Below are 17,755 nucleotides of genomic sequence, written 5' to 3'. Positions count from 1 at the left end.
GGATGGGGGAATATTTTTTGAAAGGGGAATTGGATATGTTAAAAGATAAGACAATTATTGTTACTGGAGGCTCCAGCGGGATGGGGCTTCACATGGCTGAGAAATTTGCTTCTGAAGGAGCTAATGTGGTCATCACGGGCCGGGATATGGAAAAGCTGAATGCAGCGGTTCTTACAATTGCAGCACAGCATGGTTCGGTGGAAATTTTCCAGATGGATGTCCGGGAACCGGAACACGCAAAAGCTATGGTGAAATTTGCGCATGACAAATTTGGGCGAATCGATGGACTTGTCAATAATGCAGCTGGCAATTTTATCGTTCATGCAGAAAAATTATCGCCGAATGGCTGGAGATCTGTTATTGATATCGTATTGAATGGCACTTTTTTCTGTTCGCATGCTGTAGGCAATTACTGGATTGAGCATAACATCAAAGGCAGCATCATCAACATGCTTGCGACGTATGCCTGGAATGCTGGAGCAGGAGTGGCACACTCGGCAGCTGCAAAAGCAGGCGTCATGTCTTTAACTCGGACGTTAGCGGTAGAATGGGGCACTCAATACGGCATACGGGTAAATGGAATTGCACCAGGACCTATTGAGCGGACTGGCGGGGCAGAAAAATTATGGGAATCTGAAAAAGCGGCGAAACGGACGCTTGAATCGATTCCGCTTGGCCGTTTAGGAAAACCGGAAGAAGTGGCTGAACTGGCAGCATTTATGATGTCAGATAAAGCGTCTTATATGAATGGTGAAATTGTGACTCTCGATGGCGGGCAGTGGTTAAATAAATTTCCATTTTGAGGAGATTTGGAAATACAATTAAATAGTTTCGTTAAACGGGTTATGTTATGATGTAACCGAAGACAGGATGACTCGTTTATGATGCAAAAGGAGTAGAGTATATGATTTCATTACCCAGCCGAGATTTTCTCGATACCCCCATTGAAGAGTATATTATTTCATCTGAAAAAGTAGCACATGTCCAAGTGAACAACAGTGCTGAACATGCACTTCTCGTATTAACAAAGACAGGTTATGCTGCAATTCCCGTTTTGGATTCAAAATACCATTTTTGCGGCCTGATTAATGCTCAGCGGATCACGGATGCCATTCTTGGGTTAGAGCACATTGAATATGAACGCTTGCCGGAAATACGTGTAGAAGATATCATGCAGACAGATTTTCCGTTGATCCATATTTCGGAACGGTTTCAAAGAGCCCTGGATTTATTAATTGATCAGAATTTCTTATGTGTCATTGATGACGAAGGAATGTTCATGGGTATACTTACTCGACGCGTCATACTTAAACAATTAAAAAAACAAATTTACCAGTTAAAAAAATGATGCATCAATAAAACTCATTCAGCGCAGGCACAGACAGAGGCGAGGCGGAGTTATGAGACGAGTGTTCTTCTCGGCTTACTGCGGAAGTCCTGCCCAAAGCGTCTGAAGCGGAGTGTAAAAAAATTCATTAATTGTCCGTCTTATATTATTTCAAGCAGTTGATGTCTTTTTCATTATTCATTAAGAATGGATACAATTTAAACATAAAAAAAGGTCTCATTGCGAGGCCTTTTTTCTGTCAATCGAAAGCAGGTGGGGAATTGAAAAAAACAAACAGGCCTTTCGTGCTGGCCTCAGTCATGCTAGCCATGTTCATCGGTGCCGTGGAAGCGACGATCGTTTCAACAGCTATGCCAAGCATTTCGGCGGACCTCGGAGGGTTTTCGAAATACAGCTGGGTATTTTCCGCTTACCTGTTGATGAGTACGGTCACGGTGCTGTTATACGGAAAGCTGTCGGATATTTTTGGCCGCAAACCCATTTTTGCATTCGGTATTATTTTATTCTTAATAGGATCTTTATTATGCGGGTTAGCCGGCTCTATGGAACAGCTGATTTTCTACCGTTTTATCCAGGGCATCGGGGCAGGGGCAGTTATGCCGATTGCCACCACGATTGTAGGAGATATCTATACGGCTGAAGAGCGTGGGAAAATACAAGGTTATTTGTCCAGTGTTTGGGGAATCTCTGCTGTAACCGGTCCGGCAATCGGCGGAGTTTTGGTTGCCACAATCGGCTGGGAATATGTTTTTTGGGTGAATATCCCTCTGGGCATCCTGGCACTTGCAGGCGTTTTGATTTTTCTGGTTGAGCCAAAGAAAAAAGCAAAACCATCGATCGATTATATGGGAGCTTTTTTGCTGACGGTGTCTCTTACAAGCTTCCTGTACTGGCTGGTGGAGGGCGGAGTCGGTTTTGCCTGGAACTCACTGCCTTCTTATACGCTGTCACTGGGTGCCGTGGCTGTTTTTGCCGTTTTTGTTCTTGTTGAAAGAAAAGCGGAAGATCCAATGATGCCTTTTGACATTTGGAAAAACAAATCCATCTTATATGCGAATCTGGTTTCTTTATTCACCGGGATGATTTTAATCTCTGTCTCGAGCTATTTGCCGACTTATGTGACAGGTGTTATGGAACAGCCGGCGACGATAGCCGGTTTCACATTGACGGCGATGTCGATCGGCTGGCCAATTGCCGCCTTTTTCTCAGGCCAGCTGCTGATCAAAATCGGTTATTTCAAAACTTCACTTGCAGGAGGGATTTTCCTGGTGATCGGCTCGGTGCTGTTTGTGCTGATGCGGCCTGAATTTGGCCCGATGTGGGCGGCGATGTCCAGTTTCATGATTGGAGTCGGCATGGGCCTAACTTCCACAGCTTTTATTGTTTCCATCCAAGCTGCGGTTTCCTATGAACAGCGCGGTACGGCGACGGCCTCCAATATGTTTATGCGCAATCTTGGCAGTACAATCGGAGTGGCATTGCTCGGCAGCCTGTTGAATTCTACATTGCTGAATTATTTTCAAGACAACGAGCAGGATTATACCTTGAATTCGGTCAATGGGATGCTGACTAAAGACAGCCGGGAAGCGCTCCCTGTCGAAGTGCTCCATTTTTTGCAGGAAGGCCTTTCACAAGCGCTGCAAAATGTATACGGATTAACTGCTGTCTTTGCTTTGATCAGTTTTGTTCTAATTTTCGGCTTGCCAAGAAAAAAGGGGTTGAGTGACCGTGGCTAATGAAGAATTGATCATCAAAGTGCTGGCAGAAGAAGGAAATATGCGAAAAGCTGCCGAACGCCTTTTCTTATCGCAACCGGCATTGTCCCAGCGTCTGCAATCAATTGAAAAAGAATGGGGGCAGCAATTATTCATCCGTTCCCAAAAAGGGCTGACTCCCACGCCAGCGGGTGAATTAGTCATCGACTATTGCAAAGAAACGATTCAGCGGAAAGAAGACGTTTTTGAAGTGCTGCATACATTGACGTCAAAAGTCCATGGTACGCTGAAAATTGCCTGTGCAACAATTATTGGCCAAAACTGGCTTCCGAAAGTGCTGAAAGATTTTGTTACGCTTTATCCTGAAGCGAAAATCCATTTGATTACAGGGTGGAGTTCGGAAATTGCCCGGGCATTGTATGAAGGAGAAGCCCATATCGGGATTGTCAGAGGACATACCGACTGGAAAGGGCCAAAGATGCATTTGTTCCGGGACACCTTATATTTGGTGGACAAGGAAATCCAATCATTGGATCAGGTGGAAAAGACGGAACGCCCATTTATCCAATTTAAAAGTGATTCCAATTATTACGAAGAAATTCAGCAATGGTGGCAGCGCCATTTTCCCTCAAACCCGAAACGGCAGATTACTGTAGATCAAATTGAGACCTGTAAGCAAATGGCCATCAACGGCATCGGCTACGCCATTTTGCCGTCAATTACATTAACCGGAATTGAAAACATCCACAAGATGCCGCTCACAAACAGTGCGGAGGAACTGGAGTTAACACGGGATACATGGCTAATCGGCTACGAATCTTCGTTTCAATTGCGTCAAGTAGAGGCTTTTGTCGATATTGTCAAAAAACATGCCGCTTTATTAAGCTAAAGTGCTGAATTTTTATACTATATCCGCTATAATTACAGCATAACTTATAGAAAGAGGTTTTTAATAATGAAGCAGATGGATGCAAATGAAATTATCTCGTACATACAAAATGCAACAAAGTCGACGCCGGTAAAAGTTTATGTAAAAGGCCAAGACGTCGCTTCACTGGATTTCGGCAAAGGTTCGAAAGTATTTGGCGAAGGAAATAATGCAACTGTATTCGGCGAATGGGCTGAAGTACAAAAAGCTTTGGAAGCGAACGCATCTGTAATTGAAGATTCAGTGGTGGAGAACGACCGCAGAAATTCAGCAATTCCGCTATTGGATATGAAAAATATCAATAGCCGGATCGAACCTGGCGCTTTTATCCGTGAAAACGTAGAAATCGGCAATAATTGTGTCATCATGATGGGAGCTGTCATTAATATCGGCGCTGTTATCGGAGACGGTACAATGATCGATATGGGCGTTGTTATGGGAGGCCGGGCAACTGTCGGAAAGAACTGCCATATCGGTGCAGGAGCCGTACTTGCTGGCGTAATCGAGCCTGCATCTGCTACGCCGGTTATTATTGAAGACGATGTTATGATCGGCGCTAATGCGGTTGTACTGGAAGGCGTTCGGGTAGGAAGAGGCGCTGTTGTTGCAGCAGGTGCAATCGTGATCGAAGATGTTCCTGAAAACTCAGTAGTGGGCGGAACTCCTGCGCGCGTCTTGAAATTAATGGATGAAAAAACACGGGCGAAAACAGAAATCAAACAAGAACTTCGCCAGCTGTAAGCGGGTTTTGGCGATGGATTTACTAAAAATCAGAAGAGACTTGCATGAGATTCCAGAAATCGGTTTTCAGGAATGGAAGACGCAAACTTATTTGAAAGCCCACATTGATACGCTTTCTCAGGACCGCTTGGAAGTCGTTGAATGGAAAACAGGGCTCGCTGTAAAGGTTCGGGGTACAGCGTCAACTAAAACAATCGGTTGGCGCACGGATATTGACGGATTGCCGATCACAGAAGAAACAGGCTTGCCGTTCCAGTCGGCTCATCCAGGGTATATGCACGCCTGCGGGCACGACGTCCATATGACGATCGCACTCGGCTTATTGAACCGGTTGATAGAAGAACCTATTGCCGATGATGCAGTGATTTTGTTCCAGCCGGCTGAAGAAGGTCCTGGTGGAGCACTGCCATTTCGGGAATGGCTGAAAAACGACCAACCGGCATTTTTGCCGGATCAGATTTATGCGCTGCATATTGCACCGGAGCATCCGGTAGGAACAGTTGCCACGAAACCGGGTTTGCTGTTTGCGAATACTTCTGAACTGTATATCGACTTGCATGGCAAAGGCGGACATGCCGCTTTTCCTCATTTAACAGAAGATATGGCAGTAGCGGCCGCCTCTCTATTGATGCAGCTGCAGACCATTGTCAGCCGCAATGTCAACCCGATGGATTCTGCCGTCTTGACTGTCGGTAAACTGAGCGCTGGAACGGTCCAGAATATCATTGCGGAACATGCGCGCCTTGAAGGCACCATCCGTACTTTGAATCTTGAATCGATGCTTCGAGTAAAAAAACGCATTGAAGCGATTTGCCGTGCGGTTGAAGAAGGCTATAATTGCCGGGTGTCAATTGATTACGGCTCCAGTTATTTAGAAGTCAACAATGACGAAGAGCTGGCAGAAGCATTTCTGCGGTTCGCTGATGAGTATGCTGGAGTTCATGCCGTCCGGAGCGAAGCTGCAATGACAGGAGAAGACTTCGGTTATTTTACCGAAGAACTGCCTGGCGTGATGTTTTGGGCCGGCGTCGATTCTCCGTTCGGTTTGCACCATTCCAAATTGAATCCCGATGAGGCGATTCTTGAAATCATGCCGGAATTTATACATGATTTTTTCCGTACACGATAAAGAGCAGACAGCCCCGGGCTGGCTGCTCTTTTTTTTGTATGCGGAAGGAACTATTTTATCCGTGCAACGTACTACTTAATAGAGACAAGAATAGGGGGTTTGTAATGTTTAAACGATTGATGTCACTCAGCATATTCGCTTGTGTCCTTTTTTTATTTTTTCTTCCGCTGACATCGCTGGCAGCACCCGAAATGACCATTAAAGCAGATGCGGGGCTGCAAAACAAAGTGAAATACGATAAGGGATTGCCTGTTCAATTCACCTTAAGCAACGGCGGTTCCGATTTTTCCGGTGACCTAGTCTTGAGTTACAGCGAAACCTATAGTCTTGGCGCCGGCTTATCGGTCCCGGTCGAGTTAGCCGCAGGCGAAACAAAGACCATCCAAGTCGCAGTGCCGGGTTTGTCCGATATGATGTCAATGGGTGGACCTTCTATACAAACTATCTTTTTATATGAAGGAGGATGGGAAGATGGCAAATCGATTAACTTTAAAGGCTCTAAAACCTTAAGTCCCGGATTCTTTTCACCTTCTTCATTGTTCATCGCTACATTGACTAATAACTCAGACCGGCTTTTGCAATTGGATCAAATATCTCCGGCGGGCAGTGAGTCGACCCAAATTTTCCACTTGAACCAAATGAACCAATTTTCATTGCCGACAGAAGCGCTGGCGTGGGAGACGGTCGATTATTTGCTGGTGGATGAATTTTCTTATGGTGATTTGCCGGAAGCGGTGCAGCAAGCTGTATTGCAATGGATACAGCAGGGCGGCCATGTTGTAGTAGGGTCTACAGAAAATATTTCTGCCGCTATGGGAAATCTCAGTGAGTTTTTGCCATTGGAACTTGGGGCTCCAAGCGAAGCGATGATACCATCTTTAGAAACGCCGGTCCCTGTCTTTGAAGCTACCTTAAAAGAGGGGGCAGTCCCGCTCATTGAACAGAAAGGGGAAGTTCTGGCTGCCAGCATGCAAGTAGGTTCCGGAACCATCACCCAAACAAGTTTCTCATTAGGAGATGAACCGGTCACTTCCCAGAAAGCTTATGTAGATCTTGCCTCCCGCTTTTTTCCACCTGTCTCTGGACCTAATATGATGAATCAAGGTGAATCGATTAAGGAAATGATGACGTATGAAGTGGGTCAGGTAAACGAGCTATTTGAAAGTTTTGCTGTTTCTAAAACCCTGATTATGGGAATCGTGCTGATTTATATTATTCTAATCATTCCTGTCCTTTACATGATCCTGAAAAAGAAGGATAAGCGTGAGTACGCTTGGATTATTATTCCGGCTGCTGCTTTAGTTACTTCAATCGGCTTGTTCGCGATCGGCGCCAAAGACCGCATAGCAAATCCGCAAATCCAGCAAACCGGTTTTTTCGAGGTAGATCAAGATGGCGGTTTGAATGGCTATTATATGAATACTCTATTATCAAACCGGGGAGGAGATTATCGCTTCGCTGCTCCTTCAAGCACGACCATGACCTATTTGCTGGACACTCAATTCAGTGAAAATCCGCTTCAGCAATCGGCAATTTTAGAACAGCAGGCAACCGGAAGCAATTTGACGATGCGGGATATGCGCTATTGGTCTGTCGGATCTGTTCTGGGGGAATCGTATATCGAAAACACCGGGAACTTTGCGGTTGATTTGGCAGTCGAAGACCAAACCATTTCGGGAACCATCCAAAATAATTTCCCGTTTGCAATCGAAGATGTTTCAATTTGGACCGGTACCCGGTTAATGGCAATGGGTGATTTAAGTCCCGGTGAGCAACTGGAGGTCAATCAGCCTGTACAATCGGATATCTTGCCAGCAGCTTCGCCAATTGGATCGACTTATGCTTATCAGCCAATCGCGAATAAAGAAGAATTAAAAAAGGCGAGAAAACAAACTATTTTGTCGATGTCGTATAATCAATTGGAAAGCAACGAAAGTTCTCCTTATGTGATTGCGTATACGAACAATGCGATTGTTCCTATTACTTTGGAAAAACAGCGGGCTTCCGTTTCCGCTGTTCATTTGATCGCCCAGCCATTCAAGCCGGACATGAACTTAAAAGGGGAAATCAGTTTAAACGCGGATACATTCAGTCTAGAAGTCAATGGAGTAAATGGCTCTTCTTATTTTGAGAATGTTCCTCCGGATCCTTATCTATATTATATGGACAATGGCAAATATGAAGTGGCTTACCGGATAACGGATGCAGTGGATCTGAAAAAGACCACGTGGAAAGAATTGATGGTCACTGCCGCTAAACAAAATATTGGATTATCCATCTACAATATGAAAACGGGAAAAACTGAAGAAATCACCAATAACCAGCAAGCCATCACAGAAGCAGTCAGCGACTACATCTCTCCGGAAGGTCATATCAAATTTGTAGTGGAAACTAGTTCCGCAAACAGCCAGCCCGAAGTGACCTTGCCAAAAATCAAGCTGAAAGGTGTGGTGGCTCCATGATTGAAACCATCGGATTAACAAAAAAATACGGCTCTTTTTATGCCTTGCAGGATTTGAACCTGACAGTGGAAGATGGCACTGTGTTCGGTTTTGTAGGGGCCAATGGTGCCGGTAAATCAACCACGTTTTCAATTTTGGCGACGCTGCTGCAGCCGACCGCAGGAGATGCATTTATCAACGGCTTAAGCATCATCAAGAATGCCCATGAAGTAAGAAAACAAATTGGCTATATGCCTGATTTTTTTGGTGTTTACGACCAGTTAAAAGCAAATGAATATTTGGATTTTTACGGCGCCAGCTATGGATTGAAACCGAAAGAGCGGGAACAGCTCATTCCACAATTACTGGAGCTTGTCAATCTTAGCCAGAAACGCTATGAATACGTAGATTTGCTGTCACGAGGCATGAAACAGCGGTTGTGCCTTGCCAGGGCATTGATCCATGACCCGAAAGTGCTAATACTGGATGAACCGGCTTCAGGGCTGGATCCACGAGCTCGAGTAGAGATGCGGGAGATTTTGAAAGAACTGAAATCGATGGGCAAAACCATTCTCATATCCTCTCATATCTTGCCGGAGCTCGCAGAAATGTGTGACAGCATTGGCGTGATTGATGCGGGCAAACTGATTGCCCAAGGTTCGGTCAGTGAAATCCAAGCTAAGCTGCAAAGCGAAAAAGTGCTGCGCATTAAAGTGGCTGGAGAAACAGCACCAATTGCAAAGTTTTTCGAGAACGATCCGTTCGTTTCTCAGATTGCTGAAAAGCCGGAAAAAAATCTGGTTGAATTTTTATATCGGGGCAGCGAAGAAGACCAGATGATTTTATTGCATAAAGCCATCATGCAGCAACTGCCGATTTTATCATTTGCAGAAGAAGAAACTGATTTGGAAGATGTCTTTATGGCGATTACGAAAGGAGCCGAAACGCCATGAAAACACTCTTAGCCAACCCGGTATTGATCAAGGAAATCAAATTGCGGTTCCGCAATCTGAAAAGTTTTACCGGCATCTTGTTTTACTTGGTCGCCATGAGCGTTTTTGTTTTCGGCTTTATCTTTTTAACAACGACGTTGACAGGCAGCGGATTTTTCCGCCCGGATGAAAGTTTTATGCTATTCACTATGATGACCTATATACAGCTGGGGCTAATTTTGTTTATCACGCCTGGGCTGACCGCTGGTGCAATCAGCACGGAACGGGAAAAGCAGACTTTGAACATTTTGCTGACGACGGCTCAGACTTCTTTTCAAATTATCTTAGGGAAAATGTCATCGTCGATCGCTTTCTTGCTGTTGATGATCGTCTCTGGACTGCCCATCTATAGTCTGGTATTTCTGTATGGAGGCGTTTCGCCAAGCCAGCTTGCCGTCATCTTTCTATTCTACTTTTTAACTTTATTTACAATTGGCAGCATTGGAATCATGTATTCCACTTTGCTCTGGAAAACCATTGTTTCGATGATCGCGACTTACGGCACCATGCTATTCTTGACTGCAGCAACCGGCTTTTTTATGGTTATTTCCATGCAAATTTCTCAATTTGGCAGCACGGTGCCTACTTTTTCACCGTTTACTTATTTTTGGGCGAGCATTAATCCGGCAGTTGTGCTGTTCACTTTGCTGCAGCCGGCATATGCAACGGAACTCCAAAGTATGACCGCCATACAGTTGCCGTTATGGGTTGGGTATATTGTGTTTTACTCCCTGTTTACAGCACTTGCCCTGTTTTTGGCAGTAAAACGTTTACGCGTCAATATGAATAAATACAAATAAGGAGGAATCTTTATGGACAACCGCGACATTGCGATTTACGTAAAAAAAGCGGGCAGGCGCCTGAAAAGGGTGCATATAAGCCAGTCGCTTCAACGAGCAGTCTTTATCGGGTTGACTGCTGCTGTACTGCTTCTTGTTCTGTCACGGTTGTTCGTGCTTCCTTATTATGAATTTTATGCATATGCAGCCGGCGCACTGACGCTGATTGCTTGGCTGGCATTATCCCTGCGGGACATGCCCAATCAGCATCAGGCAGTTGAAGAGCTCGACCGTTACACGCCTCATAATCAGCTGCTGACGGTCTGGCAAACTCAAGAAAACAATCATCTGACTGATGCCTTAACAAATAAAACCGTGGAAATAATTCCCTCAAGTTATCATTTGTTTAAAAAAGAACCCCGTAAATGGTTTATTAGAAAATGGCTAGTGGGTTCAATAATAAGTGCTGCACTGTTGAGCTTATTAGTGCTGTTTCCCAGCACTTCGCAACAGCAGGCGAAAGAAATTGAAAAGGAAATGGAATTGATTGAAGAGATAAAAAAAGAAGTAGCGGAAATTGAGAAAAAAGCAGAAACGGATCTGCTGAAAAAAGAAATGCAGGAGCTGCAGCAAAAGATTGAAGAAAGTGAAACTGCAGAAGACGCGCTAAAAGAAGTGGTGAAAAAGCAAAAAGAGCTGAATCTGCAAGAGCAGCAGCTGGCTGAAGAAGGCACTGAAAAAGCGAAGGAGGAAAGTGAAGATCGAGGGAAAGCGGCCGATCAATTAGCTGAACAGGCAGGGGAGACTCAGACTGCTTTGAGCAATATGGGCAAACCGGTGAATTTTCCGCTTCAGCAAACAATAGCGAATAATCAGGCGAAAAATGCTGGAGAAAGCTCTGGAACTCAAGCAGGACAAGGAAACGGAACCACGTCGTCTTCTGGCCAAACTGGCAATGGAGAAGGAACTAGCCAAGGCGGAGGCGAAGGAGAGAGCCAAGGACAAGGCGAAGGACAAGGACAGGGCCAAGACGAAGGACAAGGACAAGGACAGGGACAAGGACAGGGACATGGGCAAGGACAGGGACAAGGACAGGGACATGGGCAAGGGCAAGGACAAGGACAAGGACAAGGACAAGGACAAGGGGCAGGAACCGGACAAGGCAATCGTGAATTGCTTACTGTTCCGTCCCGAATCGGGGGCACAGGAGAAACTGAAATAGATAATGGAGAGCTTGGGGAAGGGGAAGCCCGGGAAGAACAAGAGGCTGTAGTGCCAGCAGAGCGTGGGACTGTCCGTCCTTATTCGGATGTTGTTGGCCAATATTCGGATTCTTATTTTTCCAGCGCAGATAAGCTGGGATTGCCGCCGGATTTGCAGAAAGTGGTCGAGCAATACTTTTCTTCAATCGAGTCAGAACAATAGAAAGCGGGGATTACATGACATTTAGACCGGAACAATTTACTGAGATGAGCGGCCGTTTGCGAGAAGTACGGGAAGAAATCGGGCATTTTATTGTGGGGCAGGAAGAAGCGATTGAATTTTCTCTTTATTCCGTTTTGGCAGATGGGCACGCATTGCTGGAAGGTTTGCCGGGGCTCGGGAAAACAATGCTGATTCGCACGATTTCAGATGTGCTGGACTTGTCTTTCTCCAGAATCCAGTTTACACCCGATTTAATGCCAACTGATATTACCGGCACCAGTCTCATTGAACGGGATGCAGAAGGCAGGCAGCAATTCACGTTCAGGGAAGGGCCGATTTTTCATCAGATGGTATTGGCAGATGAAATAAACCGGGCGACGCCCAAAACTCAAAGTGCCTTGCTAGAAGCGATGGGAGAAAAGACGGTAACAATTTTAGGGGATACCAAAACGATGGCCAGGCCGTTTTTTGTGCTGGCCACGCAAAACCCAATTGAAATGGAAGGCACGTATCCATTGCCGGAAGCTCAAATGGACCGTTTTCTCTGCAAAATCCTCGTATCGTATCCAAACCGTGCAGAACTTGCTGAAATCAGCAGAAGAACGACGGGTTCAGAAATCATTGTGTTGGAAAAGAAGATGGAGACGGCTGCATTAATCGAAGCCCAGCAACTGGTGAAAGCGGTTTTGATAGCTGAAGATATTTTAATGGTCGCTGTGGATATCATTCAAAACACCCACCCGGCGCAATCCGAATTTGAACCGATTCGGCAATTTGTTCAATACGGCAGCGGGCCACGCGGTCTGCAAAGCTTAATTCGCCTGGCTAAAGCCCGGGCTTTGACGGAAGGCAGATACCATGTATCCATCGGGGATTTGAAACATGTAGCAAAACCGGTCTTGCGCCATCGGCTTTTACTGAATTATGAAGGAGAGGCTAACGGGGCAAGCACGGATGATTTAATTGATCTCGTAGTCAGCGGTGCCGGAAGAGGCGTTTTAAAATGACGTCATTGCAATTGCCGGCAGACTGGATCACTCGAATTGGACGTTTTTCCATTGCGACAAAATCTAAAATAAGAGGACATCACAAAGGTTCTCATCGTTCTGTGCGGTTCGGCTCTTCATTGGATTTTTCCGACTTTCGGGAATATCATCCCGGAGATGATGTCCGGCATGTTGATTGGAATGTCTATGCCCGGACAGAGCGCGTCTATATCAAGCGTTATTTGGATGAACAGGAAATGCGTGTCCACCTGTTGATTGACAGCTCAAAATCAATGGCCTCCAAATGGCTATTTGCCAAGCAGCTGGCTTTTACATTGGGGCTTATGGTGCTGAGCCATGATGACCGATTGACCGTTTCAGCAGGACAAGCGGCTATTGCTCCTTTTCGGAGAAAAGGGAAATCAGCAAGGAAACTGTATGAACATTTCATCTCAAGTTTACCGATGCCTGAAAAATTTTCATTCGCTAGAGACGCCAGTTTTTATGCAGCTAAAGATTCAACGGTGTTGTTTGTGGTTTCAGATGGCTTGGAGCCTCTGGAAGAATGGCAAACGTTTTTCCGCCAAGTCCCCAGATTTTCACACGACATCCGCTTTTTGCATTTGACGACTGAAGAAGAAAGAGCTCCCTATTTTTCGGGCGATCTACGGCTCATTGATGACGAAAACGGCGAAAACGTCAATGTTACGATGACCCAGCAAGCTATACAGACTTATCGCCAAAAAAGGGAACTGCATACGGAAGGCTTAAAAGCGTTATGTGCAAAGCATGGAGTACAGTATTTGGAGATTCGGATTGAAGATGGCATCCAGCACGTCTTGTTTCAGCAACTGGCTCGAAAAAATTGGATTGAATGAGGTGAAGCGGCATGGGAATTACAAACTGGGGTTGGATTTGGACGATCATTATGCCGCTTGCAGTCATTCTGTATTATTTTTTCCGAAAAAAATACAAAGACCGGCCGGTTTCCTCCACTTTGTTCTGGCAGGAAACGATGAAGGAAATACAGGCTTCCCCTTATTTGAAAAAACTTCAGCATCATCTGCTTTTTTATCTCCAGTTAGCCGCCCTGCTGCTATGTGTTTTCGGCTTGCTGCAGCCTTATATAAATTCGGATACATTAAAAGGCAATGAATTTATATTCGTTGTCGATACCTCTGCGACAATGCTGGCCGGCAGTCCAAGCAACTTTGATAAACAAAAAGAAAAAATGCTGGAACTGCTGGAACAGACCGGAGGCAAGCCGGTTACGATTGTTCTTACTGGCCAAAGTCCGGAAGTAATCGCCAGAGACCAGCGGAATATGGAAACGCTGGAACAAGCGATAGAGCAATTAAAAGTGATATATGAGAACGCGCATATGGAGCAAACTTTGCTGTTTGCAGAAACGCTTGTCGATAACGAATCAACCGTAATCCATGTCTTTACCGATGCACTTGACCGGAAAGTCCTGGCGAACAAAACGGATCTTGCTTATGAAGTCCATGGCATGGAAGGGCAATTGCGCAATGTTTCTATTCGGCAATTCGGCTTAACTCAAACTGAAGAAGGCATGAAGGCCATCGTGCAAGTGATCAATGAGAGCGAAGACAGCCTTACAGGCGCCATCCGCTTATCAACTGGAGAATTTGCAAAAGAAGCTGCCATCGAATTAAAAGGGAAAGAAGAAATTTTAGTGCCTTTTGAAGAACTGCCGGAAGAAAAGCTTTGGACAGCCACATTGGATATCAACGATGAGTATTCGGCAGATAATGAAATGACAACTTTTGTCCAACAGCCAATCAATACGGTCTTTATTGATTCCAGCCTTCATGAATTAGTAGCGAGCGGCTTTCGTTCACTGGATCTAAAAGTGACTTCGGTTGCTTCAAACCAACTGGACCAGCGAAAAGGAGCACCGATTGTCACTAATCAGACAGCATTGGCAAACGAAGGTGCTCCCATTCTGCTGATTGGAAGAAACGATGCAGCTGCTGTTGAAGTGGCAGGACAAATTGAAACGGCCGATCATCCCTTGTTCACGTATGCCCCGTTGGATGGCGTCTATGTTTCCCATCTTTATCCAGGATTCGATTCATTTGAAACGATTGCATCCATTGACGGAAAGCCTTTCATCCAATTGTCTTCAGAAGGAGATATTGTAATACTCGCGGATATTCAGTCGACCGACTGGCCGCTGAGCCCTTCATTTCCGTTGTTTTTATGGAGTGCCGCCAATGAACTGGCCGGAAGCGAAAGTTTTCTGGGCTTTTTCCAGCCGAATGAACACCGCTCTGTGACACTGGCTTCAAGTTCTGGCGAATGGGAGATTTTTAAAGACGGTGAGTATATGCATTCCTATCTTGAAGGACAAGGGCCTTTTGCGGCACCGGCAGAACCGGGAGTTTATGACGTCAAAGGAGACAGCCAGAACTTAAAGATGATTGTTCAGCTAAGCAATGAAGAAAAAGCAATTGCGGCAGGGGCGGATTATCAGATCGGGCAAGCTGTCAGTAAAGAAGAAACAGTCCGTTTTTCCATAATGCCGCCAATTTTGATTTTTATACTGATTTTGCTTCTGGTGGAATGGGAGGTGTACCGACGTGGAATTGCGCTTAGATAATCCCCTTTGGCTGTGGCTGCTGATTCCCGCTATTGCCTATTTTGCCATAATCGGCTATCGGAATTATAAAAAATATTCGGATCAGTATCGCATCGTATACGTTCTCCGCATTATGGCTGTGCTGCTCGTAATCTTTGCGCTCGCGGCACCAGGAATTTACCGTCCAGCGGCACAGGAACAAATCATTTTCTTGGTGGACCGGTCGGCTTCGATGGAAGGAACACAGGCTGGCATAGCTGCAGCGATTGATTCGGCGATGGCAGGCAAAAAGGATTCGCAAAGTGTCGGAGTTTACACGTTTGCGGAGGATTTTCAAACACTGTTGCCTGTTTCTAAAGAATTGCGGCCATTGCCGAAAGATCAGACGCAAAACGAAAACCGCCATACGAATATTGCGCGTGCTCTCGAGCTTGCCGCTAACAGTGGCGATACGGGTATCGCCACTCGTTTAATCGTCTTGACTGATGGCAATGAAACCCAGGATTCGGCACTTGAAAGCCTAAACCGCCTTGAAGGGGACCGTATACAAATCGATGTAATGCCAATTGAGCAAGAAGCCCGAAACGATGCAGGAATACTGAGTTTCAAAACTCCGGCAAATGCTTTTTTAGGGGAATCACAAGTGTTTTCTGTACAAATTGAAGCTGATAAAGAAGCGGAGGGGCAATTGGTTTTCTCCAAAAATGATAAAGAAATGGACCGTCAGGACATTGCGCTGGTTGAAGGCGAAAACTTATTTTCATATGCATATCCGGCCAAAGAGGAAGGGCTGGCAAAGTATGAAGCCAGGCTGGAACTGGAGAACGATGCATTCCTGGAAAACAATGCTTTAATCAGCATGACAGAAGTCGAAGGAAGCCCGGAATTGCTGGTTGTCAATGGCAGCGAAGAAAGTCCGATTCCAGAATTGCTGGATACAGAGAACATACGGGTGACCAATATAGCAGCCAATAACTTGCCGGCTAATTTATCGTCTATCCTGCAATACGACGCCGTCATTTTTGATAACGTATCCGGCACTACAGTGGGGGGCCAGCAAATGGCAGTTATTGAACAAGCCGTCCAGAAATTTGGAATGGGCTTCATGATGGTGGGAGGCGATCAGAGTTTTGGGCTCGGCGGTTATTTCAAGTCGCCAATCGAGCGGATTTTGCCAGTAGAAATGGAAGTCAAAGGCAAACATGAACTGCCTTCCCTGGGGTTAGTGATTGTAATGGACCGTTCAGGAAGCATGGCCGGCACAAAAATGGAGCTGGCGAAAGAAGCGGCAGCCCGCTCAGTGGAATTATTGCGGGAAGATGATACAGTAGGCGTCATTGCCTTCGATGATCAGCCTTGGCAAATTGTCCCGACCGAAAAACTGAAGAATCCAAAGGATGCGGCCGATAAAATCCTTTCTGTTACACCCGGCGGCGGAACAGAAATTTACCGCTCTCTGGAAGAAGCTTATAGCCAATTAGAAGATCTGAAGCTGCAGCGCAAGCATATTATTCTATTGACAGACGGCCAGTCCTCTACTCAGAACGATTATGACAGCTTGATAGAAAACGGCAAAGAGAATAATGTGACATTATCAACAGTTTCCATTGGCGCTGATGCCGATAAAAACTTACTGGAATCGCTGGCAACAACAGGCAATGGCCGCTATTACGATGTCACGGACGCTACAACTATTCCTGCAATCTTGTCGAGGGAAACAATTATGATGTCGCGGACCTATATCGTTGATGAACCTTTCCGTCCTATCGTCTATGACAGCAACTGGAATAATTTGTTTAATGCGGGCATTCCAAAAATGAATGCCTATATCGCCACCACTTCTAAAAGCACAGCTTCGGTAGCACTTGAAAGCGAAGAAGAAGATCCGGTGCTGGCCACTTGGAACTATGGGCTCGGGAAAACGATTGCTTATACATCGGGCAGCGGGGCTTGGAGCGGAGATTTCCAGTCCTGGAATAACTGGCCGGCTTTTTGGAACCGGGCCGTTTCCGAATTGCTGCCATCCTTTGCTGAGATTCCATTTTCTGTGACCGCTCAGCAGCAAGGCGTCTATTCCATTGAAGACCCTTCCCAAAGTTCGGCTATCATCGATGTCACAGTGGTAGATGAAGAAGGCAATGAAATTCCGATTAAAACAGAGCCTGTTGCTCCGGGAAAAGTGGAAGTTACAATGGATGCCGATCCGGGCTTGGTGTTTTTCAGCATTTCAAATGAAAACGGCGCGTCTTATAAAACCGGCCTGACAGTGCCGTACGGCGATGAATTCAAAATCCTTCCTCCTAATATGCCGATGCTGACAACTCTTGCTGAGCGAAGCGGTGGCCAGGTTTTAGAATCATTGGACACGGCAATGCGAGATGTTCCATATGAGAGTGGCGCACAAAAGCCAATTCAGCAATTATTGCTGTTTCTAGCCATGCTGCTTTTTTTCACAGATATCACCATCCGCCGCTTTGGTTTAAGAATTCCAGCAAGAAAACATAAGAATGAAGATGAATCTGCCGATGCGCATCAAACAATCGGCCAATTAATAAAAGCGAAAAAGAGAAACTAATCTCTTTTTCGCTTTTATTTTTTATCCAGACTCCAGCGCCTCGCCCATAATGGCAAAGACCTCCATTACAGACGGGGCTTCCTTACAGAGGCGC

Annotated in this window: 14 protein-coding genes; all 14 read left to right on the top strand. The window is 45.6% G+C overall.

The genetic code is table 11. The annotated features are described in order from the left end of the window. Nucleotides 1–35: 35 nt before the first annotated feature. The 14 genes from fadH to QWY16_RS13480 all read left to right on the top strand — a co-directional run bounded on the left by fadH (nucleotide 36) and on the right by QWY16_RS13480 (nucleotide 17,661). The gene (gene fadH / locus QWY16_RS13545) at nucleotides 36–803 is read left to right on the top strand and encodes a 2,4-dienoyl-CoA reductase (protein WP_300989752.1); all 768 of its coding nucleotides are present in this window, start codon (nucleotides 36–38) and stop codon (nucleotides 801–803) included. A gap of 101 nt (nucleotides 804–904) precedes the next feature. Then, nucleotides 905–1,348, top strand: a complete 444-nt coding sequence (cbpB, locus tag QWY16_RS13540; RefSeq protein ID WP_300989751.1) for a cyclic-di-AMP-binding protein CbpB — start codon at nucleotides 905–907, stop codon at nucleotides 1,346–1,348. A gap of 299 nt (nucleotides 1,349–1,647) precedes the next feature. Beyond that, nucleotides 1,648–3,084: an MDR family MFS transporter gene (locus QWY16_RS13535; RefSeq protein WP_300993449.1), complete on the top strand. Its 1,437-nt coding sequence runs from the start codon at nucleotides 1,648–1,650 to the stop codon at nucleotides 3,082–3,084. Further along, entirely contained in the window at nucleotides 3,077–3,952 is an 876-nt protein-coding gene (ccpC, locus tag QWY16_RS13530) for a transcriptional regulator CcpC (protein WP_300989750.1), read from the top strand. Before QWY16_RS13535 ends, ccpC begins: the two co-directional genes overlap by 8 nt. Nucleotides 3,953–4,018: 66 nt before the next feature. Beyond that, nucleotides 4,019–4,732: a 2,3,4,5-tetrahydropyridine-2,6-dicarboxylate N-acetyltransferase gene (gene dapD / locus QWY16_RS13525; protein ID WP_300989749.1), complete on the top strand. Its 714-nt coding sequence runs from the start codon at nucleotides 4,019–4,021 to the stop codon at nucleotides 4,730–4,732. Nucleotides 4,733–4,745: 13 nt separating this feature from the next. Continuing rightward, nucleotides 4,746–5,861 (top strand): N-acetyldiaminopimelate deacetylase, encoded by a 1,116-nt coding sequence (locus QWY16_RS13520; protein ID WP_300989748.1) that lies wholly within the window; start codon nucleotides 4,746–4,748, stop codon nucleotides 5,859–5,861. A 104-nt stretch (nucleotides 5,862–5,965) separates the two neighbouring features. Next, entirely contained in the window at nucleotides 5,966–8,323 is a 2,358-nt protein-coding gene (locus QWY16_RS13515) for a DUF8725 domain-containing protein (protein ID WP_300989747.1), read from the top strand. Continuing rightward, complete coding sequence (locus QWY16_RS13510; protein WP_300989746.1) at nucleotides 8,320–9,255, top strand: ABC transporter ATP-binding protein; 936 nt, start codon at nucleotides 8,320–8,322, stop codon at nucleotides 9,253–9,255. The genes QWY16_RS13515 and QWY16_RS13510 overlap by 4 nt, the downstream gene beginning before the upstream one ends. Further along, nucleotides 9,252–10,094, top strand: coding sequence for an ABC transporter permease (locus QWY16_RS13505; protein ID WP_300989745.1), 843 nt, complete (start codon nucleotides 9,252–9,254; stop codon nucleotides 10,092–10,094). Before QWY16_RS13510 ends, QWY16_RS13505 begins: the two co-directional genes overlap by 4 nt. A gap of 12 nt (nucleotides 10,095–10,106) precedes the next feature. Continuing rightward, nucleotides 10,107–11,498, top strand: a complete 1,392-nt coding sequence (locus QWY16_RS13500) for a DUF8809 domain-containing protein (RefSeq protein WP_300989744.1) — start codon at nucleotides 10,107–10,109, stop codon at nucleotides 11,496–11,498. A 14-nt stretch (nucleotides 11,499–11,512) separates the two neighbouring features. Beyond that, on the top strand, nucleotides 11,513–12,505 hold the full coding sequence (locus QWY16_RS13495; RefSeq protein ID WP_300989743.1) for an AAA family ATPase: 993 nt from the start codon (nucleotides 11,513–11,515) through the stop codon (nucleotides 12,503–12,505). Continuing rightward, nucleotides 12,502–13,362, top strand: coding sequence for a DUF58 domain-containing protein (locus QWY16_RS13490; RefSeq protein WP_300989742.1), 861 nt, complete (start codon nucleotides 12,502–12,504; stop codon nucleotides 13,360–13,362). The genes QWY16_RS13495 and QWY16_RS13490 overlap by 4 nt, the downstream gene beginning before the upstream one ends. Before the next feature lie 11 nt (nucleotides 13,363–13,373). Beyond that, nucleotides 13,374–15,107: a vWA domain-containing protein gene (locus tag QWY16_RS13485; RefSeq protein ID WP_300989741.1), complete on the top strand. Its 1,734-nt coding sequence runs from the start codon at nucleotides 13,374–13,376 to the stop codon at nucleotides 15,105–15,107. Continuing rightward, entirely contained in the window at nucleotides 15,088–17,661 is a 2,574-nt protein-coding gene (locus QWY16_RS13480) for a vWA domain-containing protein (RefSeq protein ID WP_300989740.1), read from the top strand. The genes QWY16_RS13485 and QWY16_RS13480 overlap by 20 nt, the downstream gene beginning before the upstream one ends. Nucleotides 17,662–17,755 lie beyond the last annotated feature (94 nt).

It is taken from the genome of Planococcus shenhongbingii, from assembly GCF_030413635.1.
GTDB classification, from domain to species: Bacteria; Bacillota; Bacilli; order Bacillales_A; family Planococcaceae; genus Planococcus; species Planococcus shenhongbingii.
This window is presented reverse-complemented; position numbering and strand designations above follow the sequence as displayed.